The 22,067-nt window shown below is 73.8% G+C and carries 25 protein-coding genes; 8 read left to right on the top strand and 17 right to left on the bottom strand.

From position 1 onward, the window contains the following. Positions 1–2: 2 nt before the first annotated feature. From HHL19_RS15650 to HHL19_RS15630, 5 genes are all read right to left on the bottom strand, one after another. Positions 3–407, bottom strand: coding sequence for a hypothetical protein (locus HHL19_RS15650; protein ID WP_169089852.1), 405 nt, complete (start codon positions 405–407; stop codon positions 3–5). After that, positions 404–1,129 (bottom strand): 2-phosphosulfolactate phosphatase, encoded by a 726-nt coding sequence (locus tag HHL19_RS15645; protein WP_169089851.1) that lies wholly within the window; start codon positions 1,127–1,129, stop codon positions 404–406. Before HHL19_RS15645 ends, HHL19_RS15650 begins: the two co-directional genes overlap by 4 nt. Continuing rightward, positions 1,129–2,766, bottom strand: coding sequence for an ABC-F family ATP-binding cassette domain-containing protein (locus tag HHL19_RS15640; protein ID WP_169089849.1), 1,638 nt, complete (start codon positions 2,764–2,766; stop codon positions 1,129–1,131). Before HHL19_RS15640 ends, HHL19_RS15645 begins: the two co-directional genes overlap by 1 nt. A gap of 232 nt (positions 2,767–2,998) precedes the next feature. Next, the gene (locus HHL19_RS15635; protein WP_169089847.1) at positions 2,999–3,304 is read right to left on the bottom strand and encodes a hypothetical protein; all 306 of its coding nucleotides are present in this window, start codon (positions 3,302–3,304) and stop codon (positions 2,999–3,001) included. 116 nt (positions 3,305–3,420) lie between these two features. After that, positions 3,421–4,743, bottom strand: a complete 1,323-nt coding sequence (locus tag HHL19_RS15630; RefSeq protein WP_169090105.1) for a M14 family metallocarboxypeptidase — start codon at positions 4,741–4,743, stop codon at positions 3,421–3,423. A 226-nt stretch (positions 4,744–4,969) separates the two neighbouring features. Between HHL19_RS15630 and HHL19_RS15625 the strand changes: the two genes are divergently transcribed. Further along, on the top strand, positions 4,970–6,472 hold the full coding sequence (locus HHL19_RS15625; RefSeq protein ID WP_169089845.1) for a M1 family metallopeptidase: 1,503 nt from the start codon (positions 4,970–4,972) through the stop codon (positions 6,470–6,472). 24 nt (positions 6,473–6,496) lie between these two features. Here HHL19_RS15625 and HHL19_RS15620 read toward each other — a convergent pair whose 3' ends face one another. Together HHL19_RS15620 and HHL19_RS15615 are read right to left on the bottom strand one after the other, a co-directional pair. After that, positions 6,497–7,459, bottom strand: a complete 963-nt coding sequence (locus tag HHL19_RS15620; RefSeq protein WP_169089844.1) for an oxygenase MpaB family protein — start codon at positions 7,457–7,459, stop codon at positions 6,497–6,499. A 153-nt stretch (positions 7,460–7,612) separates the two neighbouring features. Further along, entirely contained in the window at positions 7,613–8,104 is a 492-nt protein-coding gene (locus tag HHL19_RS15615; protein WP_169089842.1) for a hypothetical protein, read from the bottom strand. A gap of 172 nt (positions 8,105–8,276) precedes the next feature. Between HHL19_RS15615 and sph the strand changes: the two genes are divergently transcribed. Then, entirely contained in the window at positions 8,277–9,263 is a 987-nt protein-coding gene (sph, locus tag HHL19_RS15610) for a sphingomyelin phosphodiesterase (protein WP_169089840.1), read from the top strand. A gap of 10 nt (positions 9,264–9,273) precedes the next feature. Here sph and HHL19_RS15605 read toward each other — a convergent pair whose 3' ends face one another. Both HHL19_RS15605 and HHL19_RS15600 read right to left on the bottom strand, forming a co-directional pair. Beyond that, positions 9,274–9,822, bottom strand: a complete 549-nt coding sequence (locus tag HHL19_RS15605) for a hypothetical protein (RefSeq protein ID WP_169089838.1) — start codon at positions 9,820–9,822, stop codon at positions 9,274–9,276. Positions 9,823–9,916: 94 nt separating this feature from the next. Beyond that, positions 9,917–10,399 (bottom strand): macro domain-containing protein, encoded by a 483-nt coding sequence (locus HHL19_RS15600; protein ID WP_169089836.1) that lies wholly within the window; start codon positions 10,397–10,399, stop codon positions 9,917–9,919. Positions 10,400–10,483: 84 nt separating this feature from the next. Here HHL19_RS15600 and HHL19_RS15595 point away from each other — a divergent pair, with 84 nt between their 5' ends. The 3 genes from HHL19_RS15595 to HHL19_RS15585 are packed head-to-tail and all read left to right on the top strand — an operon-like array spanning position 10,484 to position 12,014. Continuing rightward, positions 10,484–10,693 (top strand): helix-turn-helix domain-containing protein, encoded by a 210-nt coding sequence (locus HHL19_RS15595; protein WP_043228359.1) that lies wholly within the window; start codon positions 10,484–10,486, stop codon positions 10,691–10,693. Further along, entirely contained in the window at positions 10,693–11,235 is a 543-nt protein-coding gene (locus HHL19_RS15590; RefSeq protein WP_169089834.1) for a Clp protease N-terminal domain-containing protein, read from the top strand. The genes HHL19_RS15595 and HHL19_RS15590 overlap by 1 nt, the downstream gene beginning before the upstream one ends. 41 nt (positions 11,236–11,276) lie before the next feature. Beyond that, the gene (locus tag HHL19_RS15585) at positions 11,277–12,014 is read left to right on the top strand and encodes a MerR family transcriptional regulator (protein ID WP_169089832.1); all 738 of its coding nucleotides are present in this window, start codon (positions 11,277–11,279) and stop codon (positions 12,012–12,014) included. A gap of 4 nt (positions 12,015–12,018) precedes the next feature. Here the strand turns inward: HHL19_RS15585 and HHL19_RS15580 are convergent, their stop codons facing one another. The 4 genes from HHL19_RS15580 to HHL19_RS15565 all read right to left on the bottom strand — a co-directional run bounded on the left by HHL19_RS15580 (position 12,019) and on the right by HHL19_RS15565 (position 17,883). After that, positions 12,019–14,190, bottom strand: coding sequence for a 3-hydroxyacyl-CoA dehydrogenase NAD-binding domain-containing protein (locus HHL19_RS15580; RefSeq protein WP_169089830.1), 2,172 nt, complete (start codon positions 14,188–14,190; stop codon positions 12,019–12,021). A gap of 54 nt (positions 14,191–14,244) precedes the next feature. Next, a complete protein-coding gene (locus tag HHL19_RS15575; protein ID WP_169089828.1) occupies positions 14,245–15,459 on the bottom strand; it encodes an acetyl-CoA C-acetyltransferase in 1,215 nt (404 codons plus the stop codon). 64 nt (positions 15,460–15,523) lie between these two features. Continuing rightward, complete coding sequence (locus HHL19_RS15570; RefSeq protein WP_169089826.1) at positions 15,524–16,675, bottom strand: acyl-CoA dehydrogenase family protein; 1,152 nt, start codon at positions 16,673–16,675, stop codon at positions 15,524–15,526. Next, a complete protein-coding gene (locus HHL19_RS15565) occupies positions 16,672–17,883 on the bottom strand; it encodes a CaiB/BaiF CoA-transferase family protein (protein ID WP_169089824.1) in 1,212 nt (403 codons plus the stop codon). The genes HHL19_RS15570 and HHL19_RS15565 overlap by 4 nt, the downstream gene beginning before the upstream one ends. Positions 17,884–18,106: 223 nt before the next feature. Between HHL19_RS15565 and HHL19_RS15560 the strand changes: the two genes are divergently transcribed. Beyond that, positions 18,107–19,300, top strand: coding sequence for a saccharopine dehydrogenase NADP-binding domain-containing protein (locus HHL19_RS15560; RefSeq protein WP_346768357.1), 1,194 nt, complete (start codon positions 18,107–18,109; stop codon positions 19,298–19,300). Between the two features lie 44 nt (positions 19,301–19,344). Here HHL19_RS15560 and HHL19_RS15555 read toward each other — a convergent pair whose 3' ends face one another. The 4 genes from HHL19_RS15555 to HHL19_RS15540 form a co-directional block, all read right to left on the bottom strand. Further along, positions 19,345–19,779: a RidA family protein gene (locus HHL19_RS15555; protein ID WP_169089820.1), complete on the bottom strand. Its 435-nt coding sequence runs from the start codon at positions 19,777–19,779 to the stop codon at positions 19,345–19,347. A 77-nt stretch (positions 19,780–19,856) separates the two neighbouring features. Beyond that, a complete protein-coding gene (locus HHL19_RS15550) occupies positions 19,857–20,237 on the bottom strand; it encodes a VOC family protein (RefSeq protein WP_169089818.1) in 381 nt (126 codons plus the stop codon). Further along, a complete protein-coding gene (locus tag HHL19_RS15545) occupies positions 20,234–20,374 on the bottom strand; it encodes a hypothetical protein (protein ID WP_169089816.1) in 141 nt (46 codons plus the stop codon). The genes HHL19_RS15550 and HHL19_RS15545 overlap by 4 nt, the downstream gene beginning before the upstream one ends. A 56-nt stretch (positions 20,375–20,430) precedes the next feature. After that, entirely contained in the window at positions 20,431–21,126 is a 696-nt protein-coding gene (locus tag HHL19_RS15540) for an endonuclease V (protein ID WP_169089814.1), read from the bottom strand. 42 nt (positions 21,127–21,168) lie between these two features. Here HHL19_RS15540 and HHL19_RS15535 point away from each other — a divergent pair, with 42 nt between their 5' ends. Further along, complete coding sequence (locus HHL19_RS15535) at positions 21,169–21,726, top strand: SMI1/KNR4 family protein (RefSeq protein ID WP_346768356.1); 558 nt, start codon at positions 21,169–21,171, stop codon at positions 21,724–21,726. Positions 21,727–21,762: 36 nt separating this feature from the next. Next, entirely contained in the window at positions 21,763–22,062 is a 300-nt protein-coding gene (locus HHL19_RS15530; protein ID WP_169089812.1) for a YciI family protein, read from the top strand. The last annotated feature ends 5 nt before the right edge of the window (positions 22,063–22,067 follow it).

Here is a 22,067-nt window from a genome sequence, read left to right as displayed (position 1 = left end):
GGCTACGGCAGGAAGCGCAAGGCCCAGTCGGAGCGGTTCGCGATGGTGAGGTCGTCGTCGTTCGTCAGGGGGCGGAGGACGCGCTCGGCGGTCTTCGGGTCGGCCTGGACGAGGTCGACGATCTCCGTCGCGAGGCCGTCCTGGTCGTCGCCGAGGTCGACCGCGGAGGCGCGGACCAGGGTCGGGAGGGTGTCGGGGCCGCCGAGGGCGGCGAGGAGGCCGCCGAGGAGTTCGCGGGCGTAGCCGTTGCGCTCGGCGACGGCCCGGTCCAGTTCGGACTCCAGGCGCGGCAGCACCGTCCGGTCGCCGCTCTCCGCGATCTCGTCGGCGAGGTCGATGGTGGCGTCGACGTCCGCGTCGAGGTCGTCCAGCATCGCGAGGAGCCGGGTCACGCTGTCGTCGGTCATGGTGCCTCCGTAAATGCGCCGTCCACGAGGACGGGGACGGCGGTCGACGCGTCGAGTTCGGCGGCCACCTCCACGTCCCGCGGATAGCCGTACTCGTACAGTTCACGGCCCGAGTCGCAGCCGTGCAAGGCGGCGACCGGGTCCTCCGTGGCCGCCCACAGCGTGGCCGCCGCGGTCGCCTCCGGGGTCAGGGGGAGCCCCGGCGCGAGGGTGCGCAGGGCGTCGAGGACCGCGCCGGCCCCGAGGTGGTCCTCCAGGGCGGGGCGCAGCGAGCCGTCGGGCCACCGTTCGCCTGCGGCGACGACGGCGAGCGGGCGGGCCTCGGAGCCGTATCCGCGGCGGTCGAGCCAGTGGGCGACGGCGGTGCGGTTGCGGAGCGAGGCGGCGACGACGGTGGCCGTCCCGGCTCCGGCGGCGATCGTGGAGCCGTTCGGGGACGGCAGGACCAGCCGGTCGGGGGCGGGGGCCGAGCGGAGCGCCGCCGGGGAGAGCGACCACGGGTGGGTGCCGGTGGCCTCGCCGCGGCCGACGGCGAGGACGGCGTCCCGGTCACGGGCGTACGCGTCGGCGGTGGCGTCCCGCCAGCGGTACGGGTAGACGGCCGTGCCGCCCTCGACGGCGACGCCGACGGCCGTCGTGAACGACAGCACGTCCACGACGACCAGGCAGGCCGGGGCGAGGGCCCGCGCCTCGACGGGGCCCCAGCCGAAGGCGACGCCCATCAGAGTTCGGTGACCTTGCCGTCGGCGACCTCGACGCGGCGGTTGACGTGGATCGCGTCGAGCATGCGGCGGTCGTGGGTCACCAGGAGCAGGGTGCCCTCGTAGGCGTCGAGGGCGGACTCCAGCTGCTCGATGGCGGGCAGGTCGAGGTGGTTCGTCGGCTCGTCGAGGACGAGGAGGTTGACGCCCCTGCCCTGGAGGAGGGCGAGGGCGGCGCGGGTCCGCTCGCCCGGGGAGAGGGTGGTGGCGGGGCGCAGCACGTGGTCGGCCTTGAGGCCGAACTTGGCGAGGAGGGTGCGGACGTCGGCCGGTTCGGTGTCGGGGACGGCGGCGCAGAAGGCGTCGAGGAGCGTCTCGGTGCCGTGGAAGAGCTTGCGGGCCTGGTCGACCTCGCCGACGACGACGCCGGAGCCGAGGGCGGCGTGGCCGGAGTCCAGCGGGAGGCGGCCGAGGAGGGCGGCGAGCAGGGTGGACTTGCCGGCGCCGTTGGCCCCGGTGACGGCGACCCGGTCGGCCCAGTCGATCTGGAGGGTGACCGGTCCGAAGGCGAAGTCGCCGCGGCGGACCTCGCCGTCGCGGAGGGTGGCGACGACGGAGCCGGAGCGGGGCGCGGCGGCGATCTCCATCCGCAGCTCCCACTCCTTGCGGGGCTCCTCGACGACGTCCAGGCGCTCGATCATGCGCTGGGTCTGGCGGGCTTTGGCGGCCTGCTTCTCGCTGGCCTCGCCGCGCAGCTTGCGGCCGATCTTGTCGTTGTCGGTCGCCTTGCGGCGGGCGTTGCGGACGCCCTTGTCCATCCAGTTGCGCTGCATGAGCGCGCGGCCCTCAAGGGCGGACTTCTTGTCGGCGTACTCCTCGTACTCCTCGCGGGCGTGCCGGCGGGCGGTGGCCCGCTCCTCCAGGTAGGCGTCGTAGCCGCCGCCGTAGAGGGTGATCTGCTGCTGGGCGAGGTCGAGTTCGAGGACCTTGGTGACGGTGCGGGTGAGGAACTCGCGGTCGTGGCTGACGACGACGGTGCCGGCCCGCAGGCCCTTCACGAAGGCTTCGAGCCGCTCCAGACCGTCGAGGTCGAGGTCGTTGGTGGGCTCGTCGAGGAGGAAGACGTCGTAGCGGGAGAGGAGGAGGGAGGCGAGCCCCGCGCGGGCGGCCTGGCCGCCGGAGAGGCCGGTCATCGGCTGGTCGAGGCCGATGGTGAGGCCGAGGGAGGCGGCGACCTCCTCGGCGCGCTCGTCGAGGTCGGCGCCGCCGAGGTCGAGCCAGCGCTCCAGGGTGGTGGCGTACGCGTCGTCGGCGCCGGGCGTGCCGTCGACGAGGCCCTGGGTGGCCTCGTCCATGGCGGCCTGGGCGGCGGCGACGCCGGTGCGGCGGGCCAGGAACTCCCGTACGGTCTCGCCCGCGCGCCGCTCGGGCTCCTGGGGCAGGTGGCCGACGGTCGCGGTCGGCGGGGAGAGCCGGACCTCGCCCTCCTCGGGGGTGTCGAGCCCGGCGAGCAGCCGCAGCAGGCTGGACTTGCCGGCGCCGTTGACGCCGACGAGGCCGATGACGTCGCCGGGGGCGACGACGAGGTCGAGCCCGGCGAAGAGGGTGCGTTCGCCGTGGCCGGCGGCGAGGTCCTTGGCGACGAGTGTGGCAGTCATCAGACCACGCATCCTACGTGGGCGGCGGAGGCCGTCCGGGTACGGGCGGCGGCGTGATCGTGGTGGGCGTCGAGGCGGTGCGGCCGCCGGGCGGCGGTTCGCCGGTGCACCACGACGGGCACGGTGGCGGCAGAGCCGGTGGCGGGGCGAGGGGGAACGGCCGAAGGCCCCCGTCCGCGCGGGACGAGGGCCTTCGGCGGGACGGCGGGACGCGGAGCGCGCCCCGCGTGGATCACCGTCCGAACGGCGGGGCCACGACCTCGTCGGCGCGCTCGCACTGCTTGGCGCGGCGCTGCAGGGCATCGGCGCGGGCGTAGGCGCGGCGGGACTCGGCGTAGGCCTTGAGGCGCTTGAGCTGGGCGGCCCGGTCGCGCTCGGCGCGGGCCTGGTTGTACAGCTTGGCGGGGTTGCAGGTGCGGCCGGAGGCGGCCTCGGCCGACGGGGCGGCGGCGGTCTGTCCGAGCAGCAGGCCCCCGGCCAGCAGCATCGTGGCGAACAGGGCGGGCAGGGTGCGGCGCGCACGCGTCGCGTGGGACATGTCGTTCTCCAAGTCGGGGCCGTGACGGCCCGTTTGAGGCATGGTCAGTACCGGTCGGTAACTTTACCTGCCCCAACGGGACCGATCGGACATCCCCCTCCTTGCCCACGGAAACGTCAACACTCCTCCACAGGACGCCCACTGACGAGGTGGTAGGCGGCGCGCCCGTCGAGGAGCAGCGGGACCAGGAGCCGCTGCGACTGGCGCAGCGGCACGTAGGCGCCGCCGTCCGGCGTCCGGCTCGACGCCACGCCGTGCAGGGCGAGTTCGTCCCCGACCTCGGCGTACTGGGCGGCGTCGAGGCGGTAGCCGCACGGCGGGTCGGCGATGATCTCGGCGGGCTCGGGCGGGTCGTTGTCGGCGCCGCCGAGGTAGACGGGCCCTTCGTCGGCGAGACCGGCGAGCCGGGCGGCGGAGGTGGCCGCGGTGAGCGGGGCGCGGCGCTCGGAGACGTACGCGAAGACGTCCTTCAGGGCGGTGAGGTGGGTGGCGACCCTGCGCCGCTGGGAGAGGGCCGGGTCGCGTTCCTCGGCCTCGCCGAGCGGGTCCTCGCGGCTCTCGGCGAGGAGGGCGGCCATGTGCTTGATGCCGGCCGTGTTGCGCAGGATGCGCTCCTGGCCGTCGCCCGCGACCTGCTTCACGGGGCGGCCGGTGAGGGGGTCGGTCCAGATGCCGTAGACGCCGTGGGTGCGGCCCGCGCGGCCGGCACCGGGGCGGACGTACTCCTCCGAGAGGATCCGGGACTCGGCGTGGACGCGGGCGTCGGTGTCGAGGCTGCGCGGCCAGAGGGCGAGGAGGTCCTTGTCGTAGTAGCCGGGGGTGGCGCCGTACTCGTGGAGGTCGTGGACGAGGTCGGGCCGGCGGTCGCGGATCACGGCGGCGAGGGCGCGGGCCTCGGCGGTGCGCAGGGCGAGGTGGTCGCGGTTGACGTCGATGCCGGCGGCGTTGCCCCGGGTGTCGGCCTCGCGGCCGTCGGGGTTGGCGTTGGGCACGACGAGGACGGTGGTGCGGGCGAGCAGCCGCAGCGTCCCTGGGTCGCGGGCGAGGGCGAGGTCGCGGACGGTGGTGAGGCAGGCCTCGCGCCCGGCCGGCTCGTCGCCGTGCTGGCTGCAGACGAGCAGCACCGTGGCGGCGCCGCGCGCCGGGCCGAGGGCGGCGAGCCGCAGCGGCCGGCCCTGCTCGGTGGTGCCGAGGGTGGTGACCGTGAGCCGCGCGCTGCGCCGGTCGACGGCGGCGAGGAAGTCCCGCTCCTCCGCGTCCGTCGTCCAGCGGGCGCCGCCGCTCGCCTCGAAGCCGGTCCTGAGCGGGGCCGGCGGTGCGTCGGGGACCGCCGCCTTCGCCGGGACGGCGACGAGGGGCAGTCCGAGGAGGGCCGCGCCGGCGGCGAGGACCAGGGCGCGGCGGGCGGCACGCGCACGCTTCGGCACGGGCGTGGGCATCGGCATGGCGGGACCGTACTCGCCCCGCCAGGGGGGCGGAAGACCGCGTGCGGGAAACGGGTGAACCGGTGCTTCATGTCGGCCGAATGGCGATCGTGTGACGGAAGGCGCCCTTTACGTGACGCTCCGTCGCGTGCTTCATAGAGTCCGAACAAGTCCGGATCAAGGACCGACGCCCGCCCACGCGTCACACGTCTTACGTCACCCACGACTCGGGGAGCCTTCCGTGCACCGCAGAATCATCCTTCCGAGCGCCCTCGCGGCCTCGCTGCTGCTGGCGATCCCGGCTTCGGCGGCCGACTACGTCCCGGGCGCGCCGGGCATCGGCGACTCCTACTACCCCACCGCCGGCAACGGCGGCTACGACGTCTCCCACTACGACCTGCGCCTGAGGTACCAGCCGGCGACCGACCTCCTGGAGGGGACGGCGACGATCCTGGCGACGACCACGCAGAACCTCTCCCGGTTCAACCTCGACCTGGGGCTGAAGGTCAGCGAGGTGCGGGTCGACGGCCGGCGCGCCTCCTTCAAGGCCACCGGGGAGCACGAGCTGGAGATCGTGCCGGCCGTGCCGCTGCCGAAGGACCGGCAGGTCACGGTGGTGGTCCGGTACGCGGGCAAGCCGTCCCGGTTCAAGGTCGCCGGCTGGTCGGCCTGGCACCGCACCCCGGACGGCGGGGTCGCCGCGCAGGAGCCGGACTCGGCCGCGTGGTGGTTCCCGTCCAACGACCATCCGCGCGACAAGGCCACCTTCGACGTGTCGGTCGCAGTGCCGGACGGCACGCAGGCGATCAGCAACGGCGTGCTCCGGTCGCAGTCCTCGCGGCTCGGCTGGACCCGTTTCAACTGGCGTTCCAACAAGCCGCAGGCGCCGTATCTGGCCACGCTCGCGGTCGGGAAGTTCGACATCACGACGGACACGACGGCGAACGGGCTGCCGGTCCTCAACGCCTACAGCAAGGACCTCGGCGACCACGCGGGCGCGGCCCGCGCCTCGATCGAGCGGACCACCGAGGTCGCGGAGTGGCTGGAGGAGGCGTTCGGCCCGTACCCGTTCAACGCGCTCGGCGGCTACGTCCCCAATGTGACCAGCGGCTACGCCCTGGAGACGCAGACCCGGCCGTTCTACAGCCCGCGCCAGTTCGCGAACGGCGCGAACGTGTCCGTGGTCGTCCACGAGCTGGCCCACCAATGGTACGGCGACAGCGTCTCGGTGCGCGACTGGAAGGACATCTGGATCAACGAGGGCTTCGCCCGCTACGCCCAGTGGCTGTGGTCGGAGAAGGAGGGCGAGGGCACGGCCCAGGAGCTCGCCGACTACGTGTACGCCGCGCGGACCGCCGAGGACCCGTTCTGGACGGTGAAGCCGGGCGACCCCGGGCCGGAGAACCAGTTCCACATCGCCGTGTACGACCGGGGCGCGCTCGCGCTGCAGGCGCTGCGGAACGAGATCGGCGACGAGGACTTCTTCACGATCCTCAAGGGGTGGCCGCAGCGGTTCGCCCACGGTGACGCGCGGGTCGCGGACTTCGTCCGGTACGCCGAGGAGGTCTCCGGCAAGCCGCTGGCGGAGCTCTTCGACACCTGGCTGTACGAGCCGGCCAAGCCGGCGGCCGGGCCCGCACCGGCCGCGGGCCCGGCGCGGGCCGCCGCGCCCGCGCCGGCCCCGGTGCAGCCGAAGTCGTGGAAGAAGATCGCGGCGACGAACGGGGTGCACGAGCACCGCTGAGCCGCCGCACGGGAGGCCTGTCCGTCAGCGCGCGGCGCGGCGGGCGGCCTCCCTGGCGCGCCGGGCGAGCGGCAGATAGCGCAGCCGCTCGGGCAGGGCGGGCACGACCAGGCGGACGACCCGCGCGAACCGGCGCAGCCTCCGCTCCTGCTCCGGGGTCCACTCCAGGCCGATCGCCGCGCGGGCGTCCGGCGGCATCAGGCCGACGGTCAGGAAGGCGCGGATCCGCTGGAAGGGGCGGCGGAGCAGCGGCCAGAGGGGGCGGAGGGCGAGCCGGAGGAGGAGCGGGCCCCGGTCGGGGGCGGGGACGGGGGCGTCCGGGTCGATGAGCTCGCGGACGACGGCGGTGGCCTCCAGCTCCTCGGCGAGGACCTTGCGGTAGTAGGGCCAGAACTCCTCGATCGTCTGCGGCATGTCCCGGTCGTGGATGCCGAGGATCCGGCCGACCTGGAGCCACTCGGCGTAGAGCCGGCGGTCCTGGGCCTCGGTGAGCGGCCGGTGCAGCAGGGCGAGGCCGTGCCGGTAGACGGGGTACCCGGTGGCGTGCACCCAGGCGTAGTAGGCGGGCGTGAGGGCGTGGTAGCGGCGCCCGTGGGCGTCGGTGCCCTGGATCTCCCGGTGCAGGGCGCGCAGCCGCCGCCCCTCGGCGGCGGCCTCCGCTCCCCCGTACACCCAGAGCTGCACGGAGCGCAGTGAGCGCTCGCCCCGCCCCCAGGGGTCGGCCCGGAAGACGGAGTGCTCGTCGACGCCCGCCCCGATCGCCGGGTGCGCGACCTGCATGGTGAGCGCGGCGGGCAGCATGAGCAGCGCGCGGACGTCCCCGGCGACGGACCAGAGCACGCCGCCGACGGGCGGCGGGACGGGCTCGGGACCCTTCCGGCCGGTCGCGCGGGCGGCGGGCGTGGCCGAGGTCGTGGAGGAGGTCGTGGAGGAGCCGGTCGCGGTCGGCGTCGCCGGGATCCTCGTCGCCTCGTCGTCGGTGGTCATGCTCGGTCCCCTGCCTCTCGCCTCGGTGGCCGCCCCTCCAGGGTGCGCCTCCAGGGTGCGCCTCCGGGGCGTACGTACGACGGCGGGGCCGGTCCCGGGGGCCTGTCGGCCCCGGGAACGGCCCCGGCGTGGTGGTGTGCGGTGCGGGCGCGGTCAGGCGCGGTCGGCGCCGACCGGCTCGCCGACGATGCGGCCGGCGAGGGCGTGGGCCCAGGCGTCGACGTCGGCGTTGAGCTCGCGCTCGGCGGCCTCGCGCTCGGCGGCGATCTTCGCGGTGCCGGCGGCGAGGATCGCGTCGCGCTCGGCCTGGCCCTCGGCGCGGGCGGCGGCGATGGCGGCGGAGCCCTCCTCGACGGCCTTGGAGCGGATGCGGGCGGCCTCGTGGCGGGCCTCCGCCAGCTCGGCCTCGTACTGGGCGCGGATGTCCGCGGCCTCGGAACGCAGGTCGTCGGCACGCTCGGTGCCGCCGTCGATGGCGTCCTCGCGCTGCTCGATCGTGCGCTTGATCTTCGGGAGGATCACCTTCGCCAGGAAGAAGAAGGTCAGGAAGAAGACGGCGAAGCCGAGGATGAGCTCGGCCCAGACCGGGTTGAGCGGGCCGAGGTCCATGTCGAAGATCTTGGCGTTGGAGGCGAGGGTCGTCATGGCGCGCATCCTACCTGGTCCGGGAACCGGCGGATCGTACACCCCCGTGATCGTTGGCGCGCTCGTACGACGCGGGCAAGATTCCCGGCACCTGGAGGCTACCGGAAGGTAACTACGGCTGGTTGTATGTGCCGCGCCGAGCACAACCCCCCACCACTCGACGGGAGTTCACGTGTCCCTCAGCACGTTCCGCCGCATCCCCGGCGTCGCCGTGTCCCTCGCGCTCGCGGCCGCCGCCCTGTCGGCGACCGCGCCCGCCGCCTCCGCCGCCCCCGAGGCCGCCGCCGCGCCCCGCCTGAAGGTGCTCACCTACAACGCGTTCCTCTTCAGCAAGACCCTGTACCCGAACTGGGGGCAGGACCACCGGGCGCGGGCGATACCCGCCGCCCCGTTCTTCCAGGGCCAGGACGTCGTGGTGCTCCAGGAGGCCTTCGACAACTCCTCCTCCGACGCGCTCAAGGCGAACGCCGCGGCGGCCTACCCGTACCAGACGCCCGTCATGGGCCGCTCGAAGACCGGCTGGGACGCCACCGGCGGGGCCTACTCGGCGATCACCCCGGAGGACGGCGGGGTGACGATCCTCAGCAAGTGGCCGATCGTCCGCAAGGAGCAGTACGTCTACAAGGACGCGTGCGGCGCCGACTGGTACTCGAACAAGGGCTTCGTCTACACGGTCCTCGACGTGAACGGCAGCCGCGTGCACGTCGTCGGCACCCACGCCCAGTCCACCGACCCGGGCTGCTCGGCGGGCGAGGCGGCGCAGACGCGCAGCCGCCAGTTCAAGGCGATGGACGCGTTCCTCGACACGAAGAACATCCCGGCGGGCGAGCAGGTGATCGTCGCGGGCGACATGAACGTCGACTCGCGGACGCCCGAGTACGCGACGATGCTCGCCGACGCCGGCCTCGCCGGGGCGGACGCCCGCACCGGGCACCCGTACTCCTTCGACACCGAGCTGAACTCGATCGCCGCGGATCGCTATCCGGACGACCCGCGCGAGGACCTCGACCACGTCCTGTACCGGGCCGGCAACGCCCGCCCGGCGAACTGGACGAACCACGTGGTCCTGGAGTCGTCCGCGCCGTGGACGGTCTCCAGCTGGGGCACGAAGTACACGTACACCAACCTCTCGGACCACTACCCGGTGACCGGCTTCTGATCCCCGGGCGTCAGTAGCCGGGGCCGCCGAAGAGGGTGTACGCCCAGGCGGCCACGGCGACGCCGACCAGAACCAGCACGATCCAGGAGCCGGCACTCGTGTGCCGGCTCCTGCCCGTGCCCGCCCGGGACGCCTTCGGCGCCTTCCGCGCCTTCGGGGCCTTCGGCTCCTTGCGCGCCTTCGGCTCCTTGCGCGCCTTCCGTCCCTTGCCCGGCCGCCCGCCCCGCGAGGGCCCCGGGTCGGCTCCCCCGCCCGAACCCCCCTCGGCCGCCGCGGCGACCTCGGCGAGCATCCGCCGGCAGACCGTCGCCAGCTCGGCGACCGGCGCCGTCAGGTCGACGACGACCTCGGTACGGGCCGGGGCCGTGGTCCCCCCGTCGAGTATCCGCCCGGCACGCAGCAGCGCCCGGTCCTTGCCGCCCGTCGGGGCGAGGCTGATCCACCGGCGCACGTGCTCGCCGCGGATGACGACGCCCCCGCCCCGCTCCCGGTACACCGTGTGCTCCCGCCACAGGACCCCGGCCAATTCCGCCGCCGTCTCCCTGAGTTGCGCGTACATCCCACTCCCCTGTTCCCGCCCGCCGACGCGGACCGGCCGCCGACTCTAATCCCCCACGGGCACACCTTCCCGGCCCGCCCCCGCCACCCGCCCCTTACGCGCCGAAGTCGTACACGGTGACCGGTATCCCCCGCCCCACCAGCCGCTCCCGCACCAGCGGCTCGACCCGCTCCCACTTCCCGCCGGCGAGTCCGCACCCGATCCTCGGCATGTGCACCGAGGCCCCCAGCTCGACGGCCTTGTCCGCCAGCTTCCCGAGGGCCGCGCCGATCGCCTCGTACCGCACGGGGACGCCGGAGCTCCGCCCGGCGCGTATCCCGCGCTGCCCCACCAGGTTCGCCACCCAGAGGTACGGCGAGACCTGGACGAACTGTGCGGCGCCGAGGCCGAAGTCGTTGCCCGCCCGCTCCCGGTGCCAGCGGCGGTAGGCCGCCTCGGGCTCCGGCCAGCGGCGCGAGACGGCGAGCACGAAGCCCTTCCCCCAGCCTCCCAGGTCGTTGCAGACGTGGGCGACGATCCGGACGCCCTTGCCCCGGGGCTCGGTCGCGTCGCCGCGTACGTACTCGATCTCGGTCATGGGGGCACGGTAGGCGGCGGCACTGACAGAGATGGACGTCAACCAGGGTTGACACTCGTCAGGGTGTCAACTTAGATTGACAGTATGACCGATGCGACCGATCTCGCCGCGCGGGCCGGTGACCGTGATCCCCGGGTGGGGTTGCGGGCCGTTTCCGCTCTGCGGCGGCTGTTGGAACAGTTGGAGGCCGTCCAGGTGCGCAGTGCGCGTCATCAGGGGTGGTCCTGGCAGGAGATCGCCACCGAGCTGGGGGTCAGCCGGCAGGCCGTGCACAAGAAGTACGGGAGGCAGTGATGTTCGAGCGGTTCACGAAGGCGGCCCGGGGCGTGGTGAAGGGGGCGGCCGAGCACGCGGAGCGGGGCGGGGCGGAGGCCGTGACCGCCGAGCATCTGCTGCTCGCGCTGCTCGACCGGGAGGGGACGCGGGCGGCGGGGGTGCTCGGGCGGCTCTGTCCGGCGGAGCGGCGGGGCGCGCTGGTCGCGGCGCTCGGCGAGGCCCGGCGGCGGGCCGGGCTCTCCCGGGCGGACTCCGAGGCGCTGGCGGAGCTCGGGATCGACGTGGGGGCGATCGTCGCGCGCGTCGAGGAGGCGCATGGGACCGGGGCGCTCTCCGGTCGCCGCAGGGGGTCGGGGCGCCGCCCGTTCTCGCGGGAGGCGAAGGCCGTCCTGGAGAAGTCGCTGCGCGTGGCTCTCGCCCGCAAGGAACGGGAGATCGGCGACGAGCATCTGCTCCTTGCGCTCACCACGAACGGGGGCGTCGTCGCCGAGACACTGACCGATCACGGGGTGACGTACGGGGCCGTCGAAGCCGAGCTCGCCGCGTCCTCCGCGCACTGAGGGCTTTTACAGTTCTGGTGAGACAGCAATACTGTTGAACCATGGAGGACGAGAGCGGCGAGGGACTGCCCCCGGGATACACGGTCGACGAGCTGGCGGCCCGCGCCGGGGTGACGGTGCGTACCGTGCGGTTCTACGGGACGCGGGGGCTGCTGCCGCCGCCGGTGATCGGGCCCCGCAGGGTCGGGCGGTACGGGGTCGAGCACCTGGCCCGGCTCGCGCTGATCGAGGAGCTGCAGCGGCAGGGCATGACGCTGGCCGCGATCGAGCGGTACCTGGAGCAGCTGCCGCCCGACCTGAGCGCGCAGGACCTCGCGGTGCACCGGGCGCTGGTGGCGTCCTGGGCGCCGGAGTCCGCCGAGACGATCACCCGGCGGGAGCTGGAGCGGCGCGCCGGGCGGGAGTTGGCCGACCGGGACGTCGAACGGCTCGCCGCCATGGGCGTGTTGGAGGCGACCGGCGACCCCGAGGTGTTCCGGCTCGACGGCTCGCTGCTCCGGCTCGGCGTCGAGATGCTCGACGTGCCGATCGAGCACGACACGATCCTCGCCTCGCGGACGGTGCTCCTCGACCACGCCCGGTCGGCCGCACAGGAGTTGGCGCGGCTGTTCCAGGAGGAGGTGTGGAGCCCGTACCGCGAGAGCGGGGAGGACCCGGACCACCTGACCGCCATGAAGTCGCTGTCCGCGCACATGCAGCCGATCGTGGTCCAGGCCCTCGTCACCGCCTTCCAGCGGTCACTGAGCGAGGAGTTGCGCTCCGCGTTCAGGAACCGCTGAACCGCTAGTCCGTGAACGTCTCGCCGCGCTCGGCCTTCTCCACCAGGAGGGCCGGCGGGGCGAAGCGCTCGCCGTACGTCTCCGCCAGTTCGCGGGCGCGGGCGACGAAGCCGGCGACGCCGCCCTCGTATCCGTTGATGTACTGGAGGATGCCGCCGGTCCAGGCCGGGAAGCCGATGCCCATGATGGAGCCGATGTTGGCGTCGGCGACCGAGGTCAGGACGCCTTCCTCCAGGAGGCGGACGGTGTCCAGGGCCTCGGAGAAGAGCATCCGCTCCTGCATGTCGCGGAAGGGGATCTCGTACCCGGGCTTGGTGAAGTGCTCGCGCAGGCCCGGCCACAGCTTGGCGCGCTTGCCGGACTCGTCGTAGTCGTAGAAGCCCGCGCCGCCGCTGCGGCCGGGGCGGCCGAACTCGTCGACCATGCGGTCGATGACGACCTCGCCGGGGTGGCTGACCCAGGTGCCGCCCTCGTCCTCGATCGCCTTCTTCGTCTCGTTGCGGATCTTGCGCGGCAGGGTGAGGGTCAGCTCGTCCATGAGGGAGAGGACCTTCGCCGGGTAGCCGGCCTGGGCGGCGGCCTGCTCGACGGAGGCGGGCTCGATGCCCTCGCCGACCATCGCCACGCCCTCGTTGATGAAGTGGCCGATGACGCGCGAGGTGAAGAAGCCGCGCGAGTCGTTGACGACGATCGGCGTCTTGTTGATCTGGCGGACCAGGTCGAAGGCGCGGGCCAGGGCCTCGTCGCCGGTGCGCTCGCCCTTGATGATCTCGACCAGCGGCATCTTGTCGACCGGGGAGAAGAAGTGCAGGCCGATGAAGTCGGCCTGCCGCTCGACGCCTTCGGCGAGGACGGTGATCGGGAGGGTGGAGGTGTTGGAGCAGAGCAGGGCGTCGGCGTCGACGACGTGCTGGATCTCCTGGAAGACCTTGTGCTTGAGCGCGGTGTCCTCGAAGACGGCCTCGATGACCGCGTCGCAGCCGGCCAGCACCTGCGGGTCGGCGGTCGGGGTGATCCGGGCCAGGAGGGCGTCCGCCTTCTCCTGGGTCGTACGGCCCCGGGAGACGGCCTTGGCGCAGAGCTTCTCCGAGTACGCCTTGCCCTTGGCGGCGGCCTCGTCGGTGACGTCCTTGAGGACGACCTCGATGCCGGCGCGGGCGCAGGAGTAGGCGATGCCCGCGCCCATCATGCCGGCGCCGAGCACGGCGACCTTGCGGACCTGGCGCTTCTCGACGCCCTTGGGGCGGCTGGCGCCGGAGTTGACGGCCTGGAGGTCGAAGAAGAAGGCCTGGATCATGTTCTTCGCGGTCTGGCCGGTGACCAGCTCGGTGAAGTACCGGGACTCGATGACCTGCGCGGTCTCGAAGTCGACCTGGGAGCCCTCGACGGCGGCGGCCATGATGTTGCGCGGGGCCGGGTAGGGGGCGCCGTTCAGCTGCTTGCGCAGGTTGGCCGGGAAGGCCGGCAGGTTGGCGGCGAACTTCGGGTTCGACGGGGTGCCGCCGGGGATCTTGTGGCCGGGGACGTCCCAGGGCTGGGCCGACTCCGGGTGCGCGTCGATGAAGGCGATGGCCTTGGCCATCATCTCCTCCGGGGTGGCGGCCAGTTCGTGGATCAGACCGCTGTCGAGGGCGCGCTTCGGGGCGTACTGGGTGCCCTGGAGGAGGACCTTGAGGAGGGCGTCGGTGATGCCCATGAGGCGGACGGTGCGGGTGACGCCGCCACCGCCGGGCAGCAGGCCGAGGGTGACCTCGGGCAGGCCGATCTTGGAGCCGGGCGCGTCGAGCGCGATCCGGTGGTGGGAGGCGAGCGCGATCTCGTAACCGCCGCCCAGGGCCGCGCCGTTGAGGGCGGCGACGACCGGCTTGCCGAGGGTCTCGATGCGGCGCAGGGCGCGCTTCATGTCCATCGCGGCCTCGAAGATGGACCGGGCGTGCTCGGGGCCCGCCTGGATCATGTCCTTGAGGTCGCCGCCGGCGAAGAAGGTCTTCTTCGCGGAGGTGTAGATGACGCCCCGGACGGAGTCCTTCTCGGCCTCCAGGCGGTCGGCGACGGCCATGATCGACGTGCGGAACGCCTGGTTCATGGTGTTGGCGGACTGGTTCGGGTCGTCGAGGACGAGGGTGACGATCCCCGTGGCGTCCTGCTCCCAGCGGATGGTGGTGCTCTCGCTCATGACTGATGCTTCTCCGATGGCCGGTATGCCGGTATGAGGGTGCGGACGGGGAGGTCAGACGCGCTCGACGATGGTGGCGATGCCCATGCCGCCGCCGACGCAGAGGGTGGCGAGGCCGTAGCGCTTGTCCTGGCGCTCCAGCTCGTCGACGAGGGTGCCGAGGATGATGCCGCCGGTGGCGCCGAGCGGGTGGCCGAGGGCGATCGCGCCGCCGTTGACGTTGACCTTGTCCAGGGAGACGCCCATGTCCTTGACGAAGCGCAGGACGACCGCGGCGAAGGCCTCGTTGATCTCGATGAGGTCGATGTCGTCGATGGTCAGGCCCGCCTTGGCGAGCGCCTTGCGGGCGGCCGGGGCGGGGCCGGTGAGCATGATGGTGGGCTCGGATCCGGAGACGGCCGCCGCGACGATCCGGGCGCGCGGCGTCAGCCCGTACCGCTCGCCGACCTCCCGGGAGCCGACGGCGAGGAGGGAGGCGCCGTCGACGATGCCGGAGGAGTTGCCGGCGTGGTGGACGTGGTCGATCTCCTCGACCCAGTGGTACTTCTGCAGCGCGACGGCGTCGAAGCCGCCGAGCTCGCCGATGTCCTTGAAGGACGGCTTCAGCCTGGCGAGGGAGTCGGCGGTGGTGCCGGGGCGCATGAACTCGTCGTGGTCGAGGACGGTCAGCCCGGCCCGGTCGACGACGGGCACGACGGAGCGGCCGAAGCGGCCCTCCTTCCAGGCGGTGGCGGCACGCTCCTGGGAGAGGGCGGCGTACTCGTCGACGTCGCGCCGGGTGAAGCCCTCGATGGTGGCGATGAGGTCGGCGCCGATGCCCTGCGGGACGAAGTTCGTCTCCAGGTTGGTCATCGGGTCGGCGAACCAGGCGCCGCCGTCGGAGGCCATCGGGACCCGCGACATCGACTCGACGCCGCCGGCGAGGACGAGGTCCTCCCAGCCGGAGCGGACCTTCATCGCGGCCATGTTGACCGCTTCGAGGCCGGAGGCGCAGAAGCGGTTCTCCTGGACGCCGGCGACGGTGTCGGGGAGGCCGGCGGCGATGCCGGCGATGCGGGCGATGTCGGAGCCCTGGTCGCCGACCGGGCCGACGACGCCGAGGACGATGTCGTCGATGGCGGCCGGGTCGAGGCTCGGGTTGCGGCGCTGGATCTCGCGGATCAGGCCGGTGACGAGGTCGATGGGCTTGGTGCCGTGCAGGGAGCCGTTGGCCTTGCCGCGTCCGCGCGGGGTGCGGATCGCGTCGTACACGTACGCTTCGGTGCTCACGGGAAGCCTTTCGCGGTGAGGGTTTTCGATAAGCCGGGTTCTCGATATGCCGGGAGGTCGGGGGTCAGCCGAGGAGGGAACGGCCGATGATCTCCTTCATGATCTCCGTCGTGCCGCCGTAGATGGTCTGGATGCGGCCGTCGGTGAAGGCGCGGGCCACCGGGAATTCGCTCATGTAGCCGTATCCTCCGTGGAGTTGCAGACAGCGGTCGGCGACCCGCTTCTGGAGTTCGGTCGCCCACCACTTGGCCATGGAGGCGTTGACGGGGTCGAGGCCGAGACCCGTCGGGTCGGCGTGCTCGGCGATGCACCGGTCGACGAAGGTGCGGGTGACGGCGCACTCGGTGGCCATCTCCGCGATCTCGAAGCGCACGTGCTGGAGCCTGGCCAGCGGCCGGCCGAAGGCCTCGCGCTCCTTCACGTACCGGGTGGTCAGCTCCAGGAGGTGCTCGGCGCCCGCGATGCCCGCGACGGCGATGGCCAGGCGCTCCTGGGCGAGGTTGGTCATCAGGTGGACGAAGGCGCCGTTCAGCTCGCCGAGGAGGTTCTCCTTGGGGACGCGGACGTCGTGGAAGAACAGCTCGGCGGTGTCCTGGGACTTCTGACCGATCTTGTCGAGGTTCCGGCCGCGCTCGAAGCCCTCCGTGCCGCGCTCGACGACGAGGAGGGAGAGGCCGTGGGCGCCGCCCTCGGGGGTGGTCTTCGCGACGACGATCACCAGGTCGGCGAGGATGCCGTTGGAGATGAACGTCTTGGAGCCGTTGAGGACCCAGTGGTCGCCGCGGTCCTCGGCGGTCGTACGGATGCCCTGGAGGTCGGAGCCGGCGCCGGGCTCGGTCATCGCGATGGCGGTGACGATCTCACCGGAGCAGAAGCCGGGCAGCCAGCGCCGCTTCTGCTCGTCGGTGGCGAGCTTGGTGAGGTAGGGGCCGATGATGTCGTTGTGCAGGCCGATGGCGAGGCCGGGGGCGGCCGCCCTGGTGAACTCCTCGGCGAGGACGGAGGCGTACCGGAAGTCGGGGTTGCCCCCGCCGCCGTACTCCTCCTCGACGGCGAGCCCGAGGAGGCCCTGGCGGCCGGCGGCGAGCCAGGCCTCGCGGGAGACGATGCCGTCCTTCTCCCACTGCGCGTAGTGGGGCAGCACCTCCTTCTCCAGGAAGGTGCGGACGACCGCCCGGAAGGCTTCGTGGTCCTCGGTGTAGAGCGTGCGCTTCATGCGGTCTTCGACTCCTGGGTGGGCGGGACGTCCTGGGCGGGGTGCAGGGCGGGTACGGCCCAGTCGCGGGCGACCTCGGCGGTGTCGGCGCCGGGCAGGGCGGGGCCGGTACGCAGGGTGCCGGGGGTGGCGGAGAAGCGGGGCGCGGGCGCGGGCTGGACGAGTCCGCCGTGCTCGGCGAAGGTGGCGCGGGCCGCGAGGTGCGGGTGGCCGGGGGCCTCGCGGAGCGAGAGGACGGGGGCGACGCAGGCGTCGCTGCCCTCGAAGACCTCGGTCCACTCGGCACGGGTACGGCTCCGGAAGCGGGCGGCGACGGCCTCGCGCAGCTCGGGCCAGCGGGCGAGGTCGCGGCGGAGGGCGGTGGCGTCGGAACCGGCACCGGCACCGGCCTCGGCACCGGTACCGGCCTCTGCGAGGCCGAGGAGGCGGGCGAACTCGTCGTAGAACCGTTCCTCCAGGGCGCCGACCGCCATGTGGCCGCCGTCGGAGGTCGCGTACACGCCGTAGAAGGGGCAGCCGCCGTCGAGGAGGTTCACCCCGCGCCGGTCCTGCCAGCCGCCGGCCAGGAGCATCGCGTGGATCATGGTGGTGAGGTGGGCGGTGCCGTCCACGATGGCGGCGTCGACGACCTGGCCCTCGCCGTGCGTCCGCGCGTGCTGGAGGGCGGCGAGGACGCCGACGACGAGGTAGAGCGAGCCGCCCGCGTAGTCGCCGAGGAGGTTGGCCGGGATGCTCGGCGGGCCGTCCGGGTCGGGGCCGACGAGGCCGAGGGCGCCGGTGACGGCGATGTAGCCGATGTCGTGTCCGGCGGTGGGGGCGAGCGGGCCGTCCTGGCCCCAGCCGGTCATCCGGCCGTAGACGAGCCGGGGGTTGCGGGCGAGGCACGCCTCGGGGCCGACGCCGAGGCGTTCGGCGACGCCGGGCCGGTACCCCTCGATGAGGACGTCGGCGCGCTCCACGAGGTCGAGGACGGCCGCGGGGCCGTCCGGGGCCTTGAGGTCGACGAGGACCGAGCGCTTGTTGCGGTTGGTGAGGTCCTTGGCCGGGTCGACGCCGAGGCCGGGGCCGCCGGGCCGGTCGACGCGGACGACGTCGGCGCCGAGGTCGGCGAGGAGCATGGCGGCGAAGGGGCCGGGGCCGATGCCGGCGAGCTCCACGACCCGGACACCGGCGAGCGGGCCGGTCCGCTCGGTCTGCGTCGTCTTCATCGAGCCCCCAGAGTATGTGACAGCAATGATGTAACACCAGAGATGCTAGGAACGTGTTCCACTCGGCACAAGCCCCCCGGCCGAGCAAGCGCTTGGAAATTCGACGGGGCGGGCGGGTCCGCTATCCTCCGCCGACGACATCGCCGAGGGACGGGAGTGGGGCTCGATGGAGACAGGGGCGGGCGCGGGAAGAGGACCCGGGCGGGAGTCCGGGCAGGATGCGGTGGAGTCCGGGCGGAGTGGGGTCGGGCGGCCGTACGACGTGGTCCTCTACGGCGCGACCGGGTTCGTGGGCGAGCTCACCGCGGAGTATCTGGCCGAGCACGCCCCCGCCGGGTGCCGCTGGGCGCTCGCCGGCCGCTCGCCCGCGAAACTGGCGGCGCTCCGGGACCGGCTCGCCGCCGGCCGGCCGCACCTCGCCGGCCTGCCGCTGCTGACCGCCGACTCCGGCGACCCCGCCTCGCTGCGGGCGCTCGCCGAGTCGGCGCGGGTGGTGGCCTCCACCGTCGGCCCGTACGTCTGGTACGGCGAGGGCCTGGTCGCGGCCTGCGCGGAGGCCGGCACCGACTACCTGGACCTGACCGGCGAGCCCGAGTTCGTCGACCTCGTGTACGTCCGCCACGACGCCCGCGCCCGGGAGACCGGCGCCCGGATCGTGCACGCCTGCGGCTTCGACTCCGTCCCGCACGACCTCGGCGTGCTCTTCACCGTCGGGCAGCTGCCCGAGGGCGTGCCGCTGCGGATCGACGGCTTCGTCCGGGCCGGCGCCGTCTTCTCCGGCGGCACCGTCGCCTCCGCGCTGACCGCCTTCGGGCGCGGCCCGCAGACGCTGCGGGCCGCCCGCGAACGCCGCCTGCACGCGCCCCGCCTGGTGGGTCGGCGGGCCCACGCGCCGCTGGGCGGGCCCCGGTTCAGCACCGAGACCGGCACCTGGGCGCTGCCGCTGCCCACCCTGGACCCGCGGGTCGTGGCCCGCTCGGCCGCCGCGCTCGAACGGTACGGCCCCGACTTCCGCTACCGCCACTACGCCTCGGTGCGGACGCTGCCGATGGCCCTCGGCGGCACGGCGGCGCTCGCCGCGACCCTCGTCACGGCCCAAGTGCCGCCCGTACGCCGGTGGCTGATGGACCGTTACGCGGCGGGCTCCGGCCCCTCGGCCGAGCGGCGCGCCCGCAGCTGGTTCACGGTCCGCTTCGTCGGCGAGGGCGGCGGACGGCGGGTCTTCACGGAGGTGTCGGGCGGCGATCCCGGCTACGACGAGACGGCGAAGATGCTCGCCGAGTCCGCCCTCTGCCTCGCCCTGGACCCGCTGCCGAAGACGGCGGGCCAGGTCACGACGGCGGTGGCGATGGGCGACGCCCTGATCTCCCGGCTGCGGGCGGCGGGGCTGCGCTTCCGGGTGGCGCACACGGAGTAGCGCCGGTGCGGCGCGCGCCCGGCCCGGTCACCCGGGGGTGTGCTTCACCAGCCGATCATGTCGGGGGCGCCGGCCTCGGCGACGACCGCGTCGATCTCGATCTCGACCAGCCAGGCGGGGTCGATGAAGCGGGACACCTCCACGAAGGTGCAGGCGGGCCGGACGCCGGCGAAGCGCTCGCCGTGGGCCCGGGCCGCCTCGCGCCAGGTCGTGGCGTCGGTGAGCATGACGCGGGTGCGGACGACGTCGGCGAGCACGGCGCCCGCCTCCCGCAGGGCGGCCTCGGCGATGTCGAGGCAGCGGACGGTCTGGGCGTAGACGTCTCCGGGCGCGGCGGTGGTGCCGTCGGGCGCGATCGGGGCCGTACCGGCGACGGAGACGTACGGGCCGAGCCGTACCGCGCGGGAGAAGCCGATCTCCGGTTCGAGCGGGGAGCCGGAGGAGACGAGTCGTCGTCGTGAGGTGGCGTGCAGGTCCATCCGGACATCCTTCCCGCCCCGCACCCGCTCGAAGCGCCGCGGGGAGGCGGCGGCGTCGAGGCGCTCCGCCCCGGGCCTCAAGGCCCCATGAGCCGGAAGGGGTGCCCCGCCGGGTCGGCGTAGACCCGCCACAGCGGTGCGCCGCCCGCCTCGCCCGCGTCGCCGAGGGGTACGGCTCCGAGCGCGAGCACCCGCTCGTGGGCCGCGTCCGGGTCCGGGACCCGGATGTCGAGCAGGAACTGCTGCTCCGGGGCGCCCCACACGGGCGGCTGGTGGTCGGCGACGTCCTGGAAGGCGAGGACCGGTCCGTGCGCGTCGCGCAGCACGGCGGAGCCGGCGCCGACGGCGAGCGCCGGGTCGGGGGACTCGACCTCGCCGCCGAGCAACTCCCGGTAGAAACCGGCGAGTCCGAAGGCGTCGGGGCAGTCGAGCACGACGCAGCGCAGCCGCCCGTTCATCCGGTGGTCCAGTCGGCGAGCACGTACAGGATGGCGCAGGTCCAGGCGAGCGCGGAGAGCGCCGCGACGGCGAGGACGGCGGGCAGCACGCGGTCGCCGGAGCGACGGCCGGCGCCCGTGGTGACGGGGGTTGTCATGGAGCCCACTGTGCCGTGGGGGTCTGACAGCGGGCATCCGTACGGGTACTCAGCCGCTACTCAGCCGCCCGCGCCTCCTTGAGCGCGCGCCGGCAGAGCGCGTCGGCGTGCCGGGTGGTCTCGGGGACGCGGTAGCGCGGGGAGAGCGCGAGGGTGTGGGCGCAGGCGTTGTCGAGGGAGACGCGGTGGCCGACGGAGACGAAGACGGGCTTGATCCCGCGCCGGGTGCGCAACGCCCGCCCGACCTCCTGCCCTTCGGCGAGGAGCGGCGCGAAGTCGCCCCGGGCGGCGCCGGGTTGCTCGTACGTGAAGGCGAAGGGGTTCTTGGCGACGCCGATCGCGGGCCGTCCGGTGAGCACCCCGAGGTGGGAGGCGAGACCGAAGCGGCGCGGATGCGCGAGCCCGTACCCGTCGCACACCAGCAGCCCCGGGTCGGCGGTGAGCGCGTCCAGGGCGGCGAGCACGGCGGGGATCTCCCGGAAGGCCAACAGGCCCGGTACGTAAGGGAAGGAGACCCGGCCGACGGCGGTGGCCTCCTCGACCACCTCCAGCGATCCGGCGTCGAGGACCACGGCGGCCGCGGCGACCAGGTCCCGCTCGTCGTCGTAGGCCACGTCGAGTCCGGTGACGTGCCCCTCCCCCACGGCCGGCCCGTCCTCGTCGAGCACGAGCCGTCCGCGCAGGGCGCGCTGGACGTCCAGCGCCGCCGCCTCGTCGGCGGGCCATCCCGCCGGAACCCCGATGATCCCCATGCGGGCCAGCCTACGGCGGCGGCGTCGGATACCGTGCCCGCCGTGACCTCGATCGACGCGCTCGTACGCCTCTGTCCGCCGCCCGCCGAGGCGCCGCCCGCCGTGGACTGGGCGGCGGCCGAACGCGCCCTCGGGATGCCGCTCCCCGGGGACTACAAGCGGCTGGTGGAGACGTACGGCTGCGGCGTCTTCGACGAGACGGTGTGGCTGCTCGCCCCGGACGCGGGCCGCCCCCACGACGACCTGCTCGCGCAGCGGGAGGAACGGGACGAGATCCTGGAGTCGCTGTGGGAGATCGGCGAGGAGTGCCCCGAGGAGCTGGAGGAGCCCGGCGCGGTCGTGGTGCCGTGGGCGTACGAGGAGGGCTCGGGGGCCTTCCTGTACTGGCTGGTGCGGCCCGGCAGCCACCCCGACACCTGGCCGGTGCTCTACAACGAGGGCCGCGGCCCGCTCTGGGAGCGGCACGGCCCGGGCTGCGCGGCCTTCCTGCACGCGGTGCTCACCGGCACGGCGGACACCGCGTACTTCGGCCACCTGTACGAGGAGCTCAAGCCCACCGCGCACCGCTTCGAGCCGGCCGCGGCGGCGCTCGGGGAGTGAACGGCCCGGCCGGGCACCGCCGGTAGCCTTGCACGCATGTTCGTACTGGAATTGACCTACACCGCGCCCGTCGAGCGGGCGGACGCCCTCATGGACGCGCACATCGACTGGCTGGACGAGCAGTACGCCGCCGGCGTGTTCCTGGCGTCCGGGCGGAAGAACCCGCGCGACGGCGGGGTGATCCTGGCGGCCGGGGTCGACCGGGCCGCGATCGAGCGGATCGCGGCGGCCGACCCCTTCAGCGCCGAGGGCGTGTGCGCCTACCGGATCACCGAGTTCTACGCGTCGAAGACGGTCGAGGGCCTGGCCGGCTACCGCGAGCAGCCGCCGGCCTGACCCCC

The sequence above is a fragment of the Streptomyces sp. R302 genome (assembly GCF_012927245.1).
Classification (GTDB): Bacteria; Actinomycetota; Actinomycetes; order Streptomycetales; family Streptomycetaceae; genus Streptomyces.
The sequence above is the reverse complement of the archived record's forward strand: the minus strand, read 5'-3'. Positions and strand labels throughout refer to the sequence as shown.

What these genes read in the sequence shown, in the direction of transcription:
- HHL19_RS15650 (WP_169089852.1), bottom strand. Translation starts at nt 407, where the DNA reads ATGACCGACGACAGCGTGACCCGGCTCCTCGCGATGCTGGACGACCTC.
- HHL19_RS15645 (WP_169089851.1), bottom strand. Translation starts at nt 1,129, where the DNA reads ATGGGCGTCGCCTTCGGCTGGGGCCCCGTCGAGGCGCGGGCCCTCGCC.
- HHL19_RS15640 (WP_169089849.1), bottom strand. Translation starts at nt 2,766, where the DNA reads ATGACTGCCACACTCGTCGCCAAGGACCTCGCCGCCGGCCACGGCGAA.
- HHL19_RS15635 (WP_169089847.1), bottom strand. Translation starts at nt 3,304, where the DNA reads ATGTCCCACGCGACGCGTGCGCGCCGCACCCTGCCCGCCCTGTTCGCC.
- HHL19_RS15630 (WP_169090105.1), bottom strand. Translation starts at nt 4,743, where the DNA reads ATGCCCACGCCCGTGCCGAAGCGTGCGCGTGCCGCCCGCCGCGCCCTG.
- HHL19_RS15620 (WP_169089844.1), bottom strand. Translation starts at nt 7,459, where the DNA reads ATGACCACCGACGACGAGGCGACGAGGATCCCGGCGACGCCGACCGCG.
- HHL19_RS15615 (WP_169089842.1), bottom strand. Translation starts at nt 8,104, where the DNA reads ATGACGACCCTCGCCTCCAACGCCAAGATCTTCGACATGGACCTCGGC.
- HHL19_RS15605 (WP_169089838.1), bottom strand. Translation starts at nt 9,822, where the DNA reads ATGTACGCGCAACTCAGGGAGACGGCGGCGGAATTGGCCGGGGTCCTG.
- HHL19_RS15600 (WP_169089836.1), bottom strand. Translation starts at nt 10,399, where the DNA reads ATGACCGAGATCGAGTACGTACGCGGCGACGCGACCGAGCCCCGGGGC.
- HHL19_RS15595 (WP_043228359.1), top strand. Translation starts at nt 10,484, where the DNA reads ATGACCGATGCGACCGATCTCGCCGCGCGGGCCGGTGACCGTGATCCC.
- HHL19_RS15590 (WP_169089834.1), top strand. Translation starts at nt 10,693, where the DNA reads ATGTTCGAGCGGTTCACGAAGGCGGCCCGGGGCGTGGTGAAGGGGGCG.
- HHL19_RS15585 (WP_169089832.1), top strand. Translation starts at nt 11,277, where the DNA reads ATGGAGGACGAGAGCGGCGAGGGACTGCCCCCGGGATACACGGTCGAC.
- HHL19_RS15580 (WP_169089830.1), bottom strand. Translation starts at nt 14,190, where the DNA reads ATGAGCGAGAGCACCACCATCCGCTGGGAGCAGGACGCCACGGGGATC.
- HHL19_RS15570 (WP_169089826.1), bottom strand. Translation starts at nt 16,675, where the DNA reads ATGAAGCGCACGCTCTACACCGAGGACCACGAAGCCTTCCGGGCGGTC.
- HHL19_RS15565 (WP_169089824.1), bottom strand. Translation starts at nt 17,883, where the DNA reads ATGAAGACGACGCAGACCGAGCGGACCGGCCCGCTCGCCGGTGTCCGG.
- HHL19_RS15555 (WP_169089820.1), bottom strand. Translation starts at nt 19,779, where the DNA reads ATGGACCTGCACGCCACCTCACGACGACGACTCGTCTCCTCCGGCTCC.
- HHL19_RS15550 (WP_169089818.1), bottom strand. Translation starts at nt 20,237, where the DNA reads ATGAACGGGCGGCTGCGCTGCGTCGTGCTCGACTGCCCCGACGCCTTC.
- HHL19_RS15545 (WP_169089816.1), bottom strand. Translation starts at nt 20,374, where the DNA reads ATGACAACCCCCGTCACCACGGGCGCCGGCCGTCGCTCCGGCGACCGC.
- HHL19_RS15540 (WP_169089814.1), bottom strand. Translation starts at nt 21,126, where the DNA reads ATGGGGATCATCGGGGTTCCGGCGGGATGGCCCGCCGACGAGGCGGCG.
- HHL19_RS15530 (WP_169089812.1), top strand. Translation starts at nt 21,763, where the DNA reads ATGTTCGTACTGGAATTGACCTACACCGCGCCCGTCGAGCGGGCGGAC.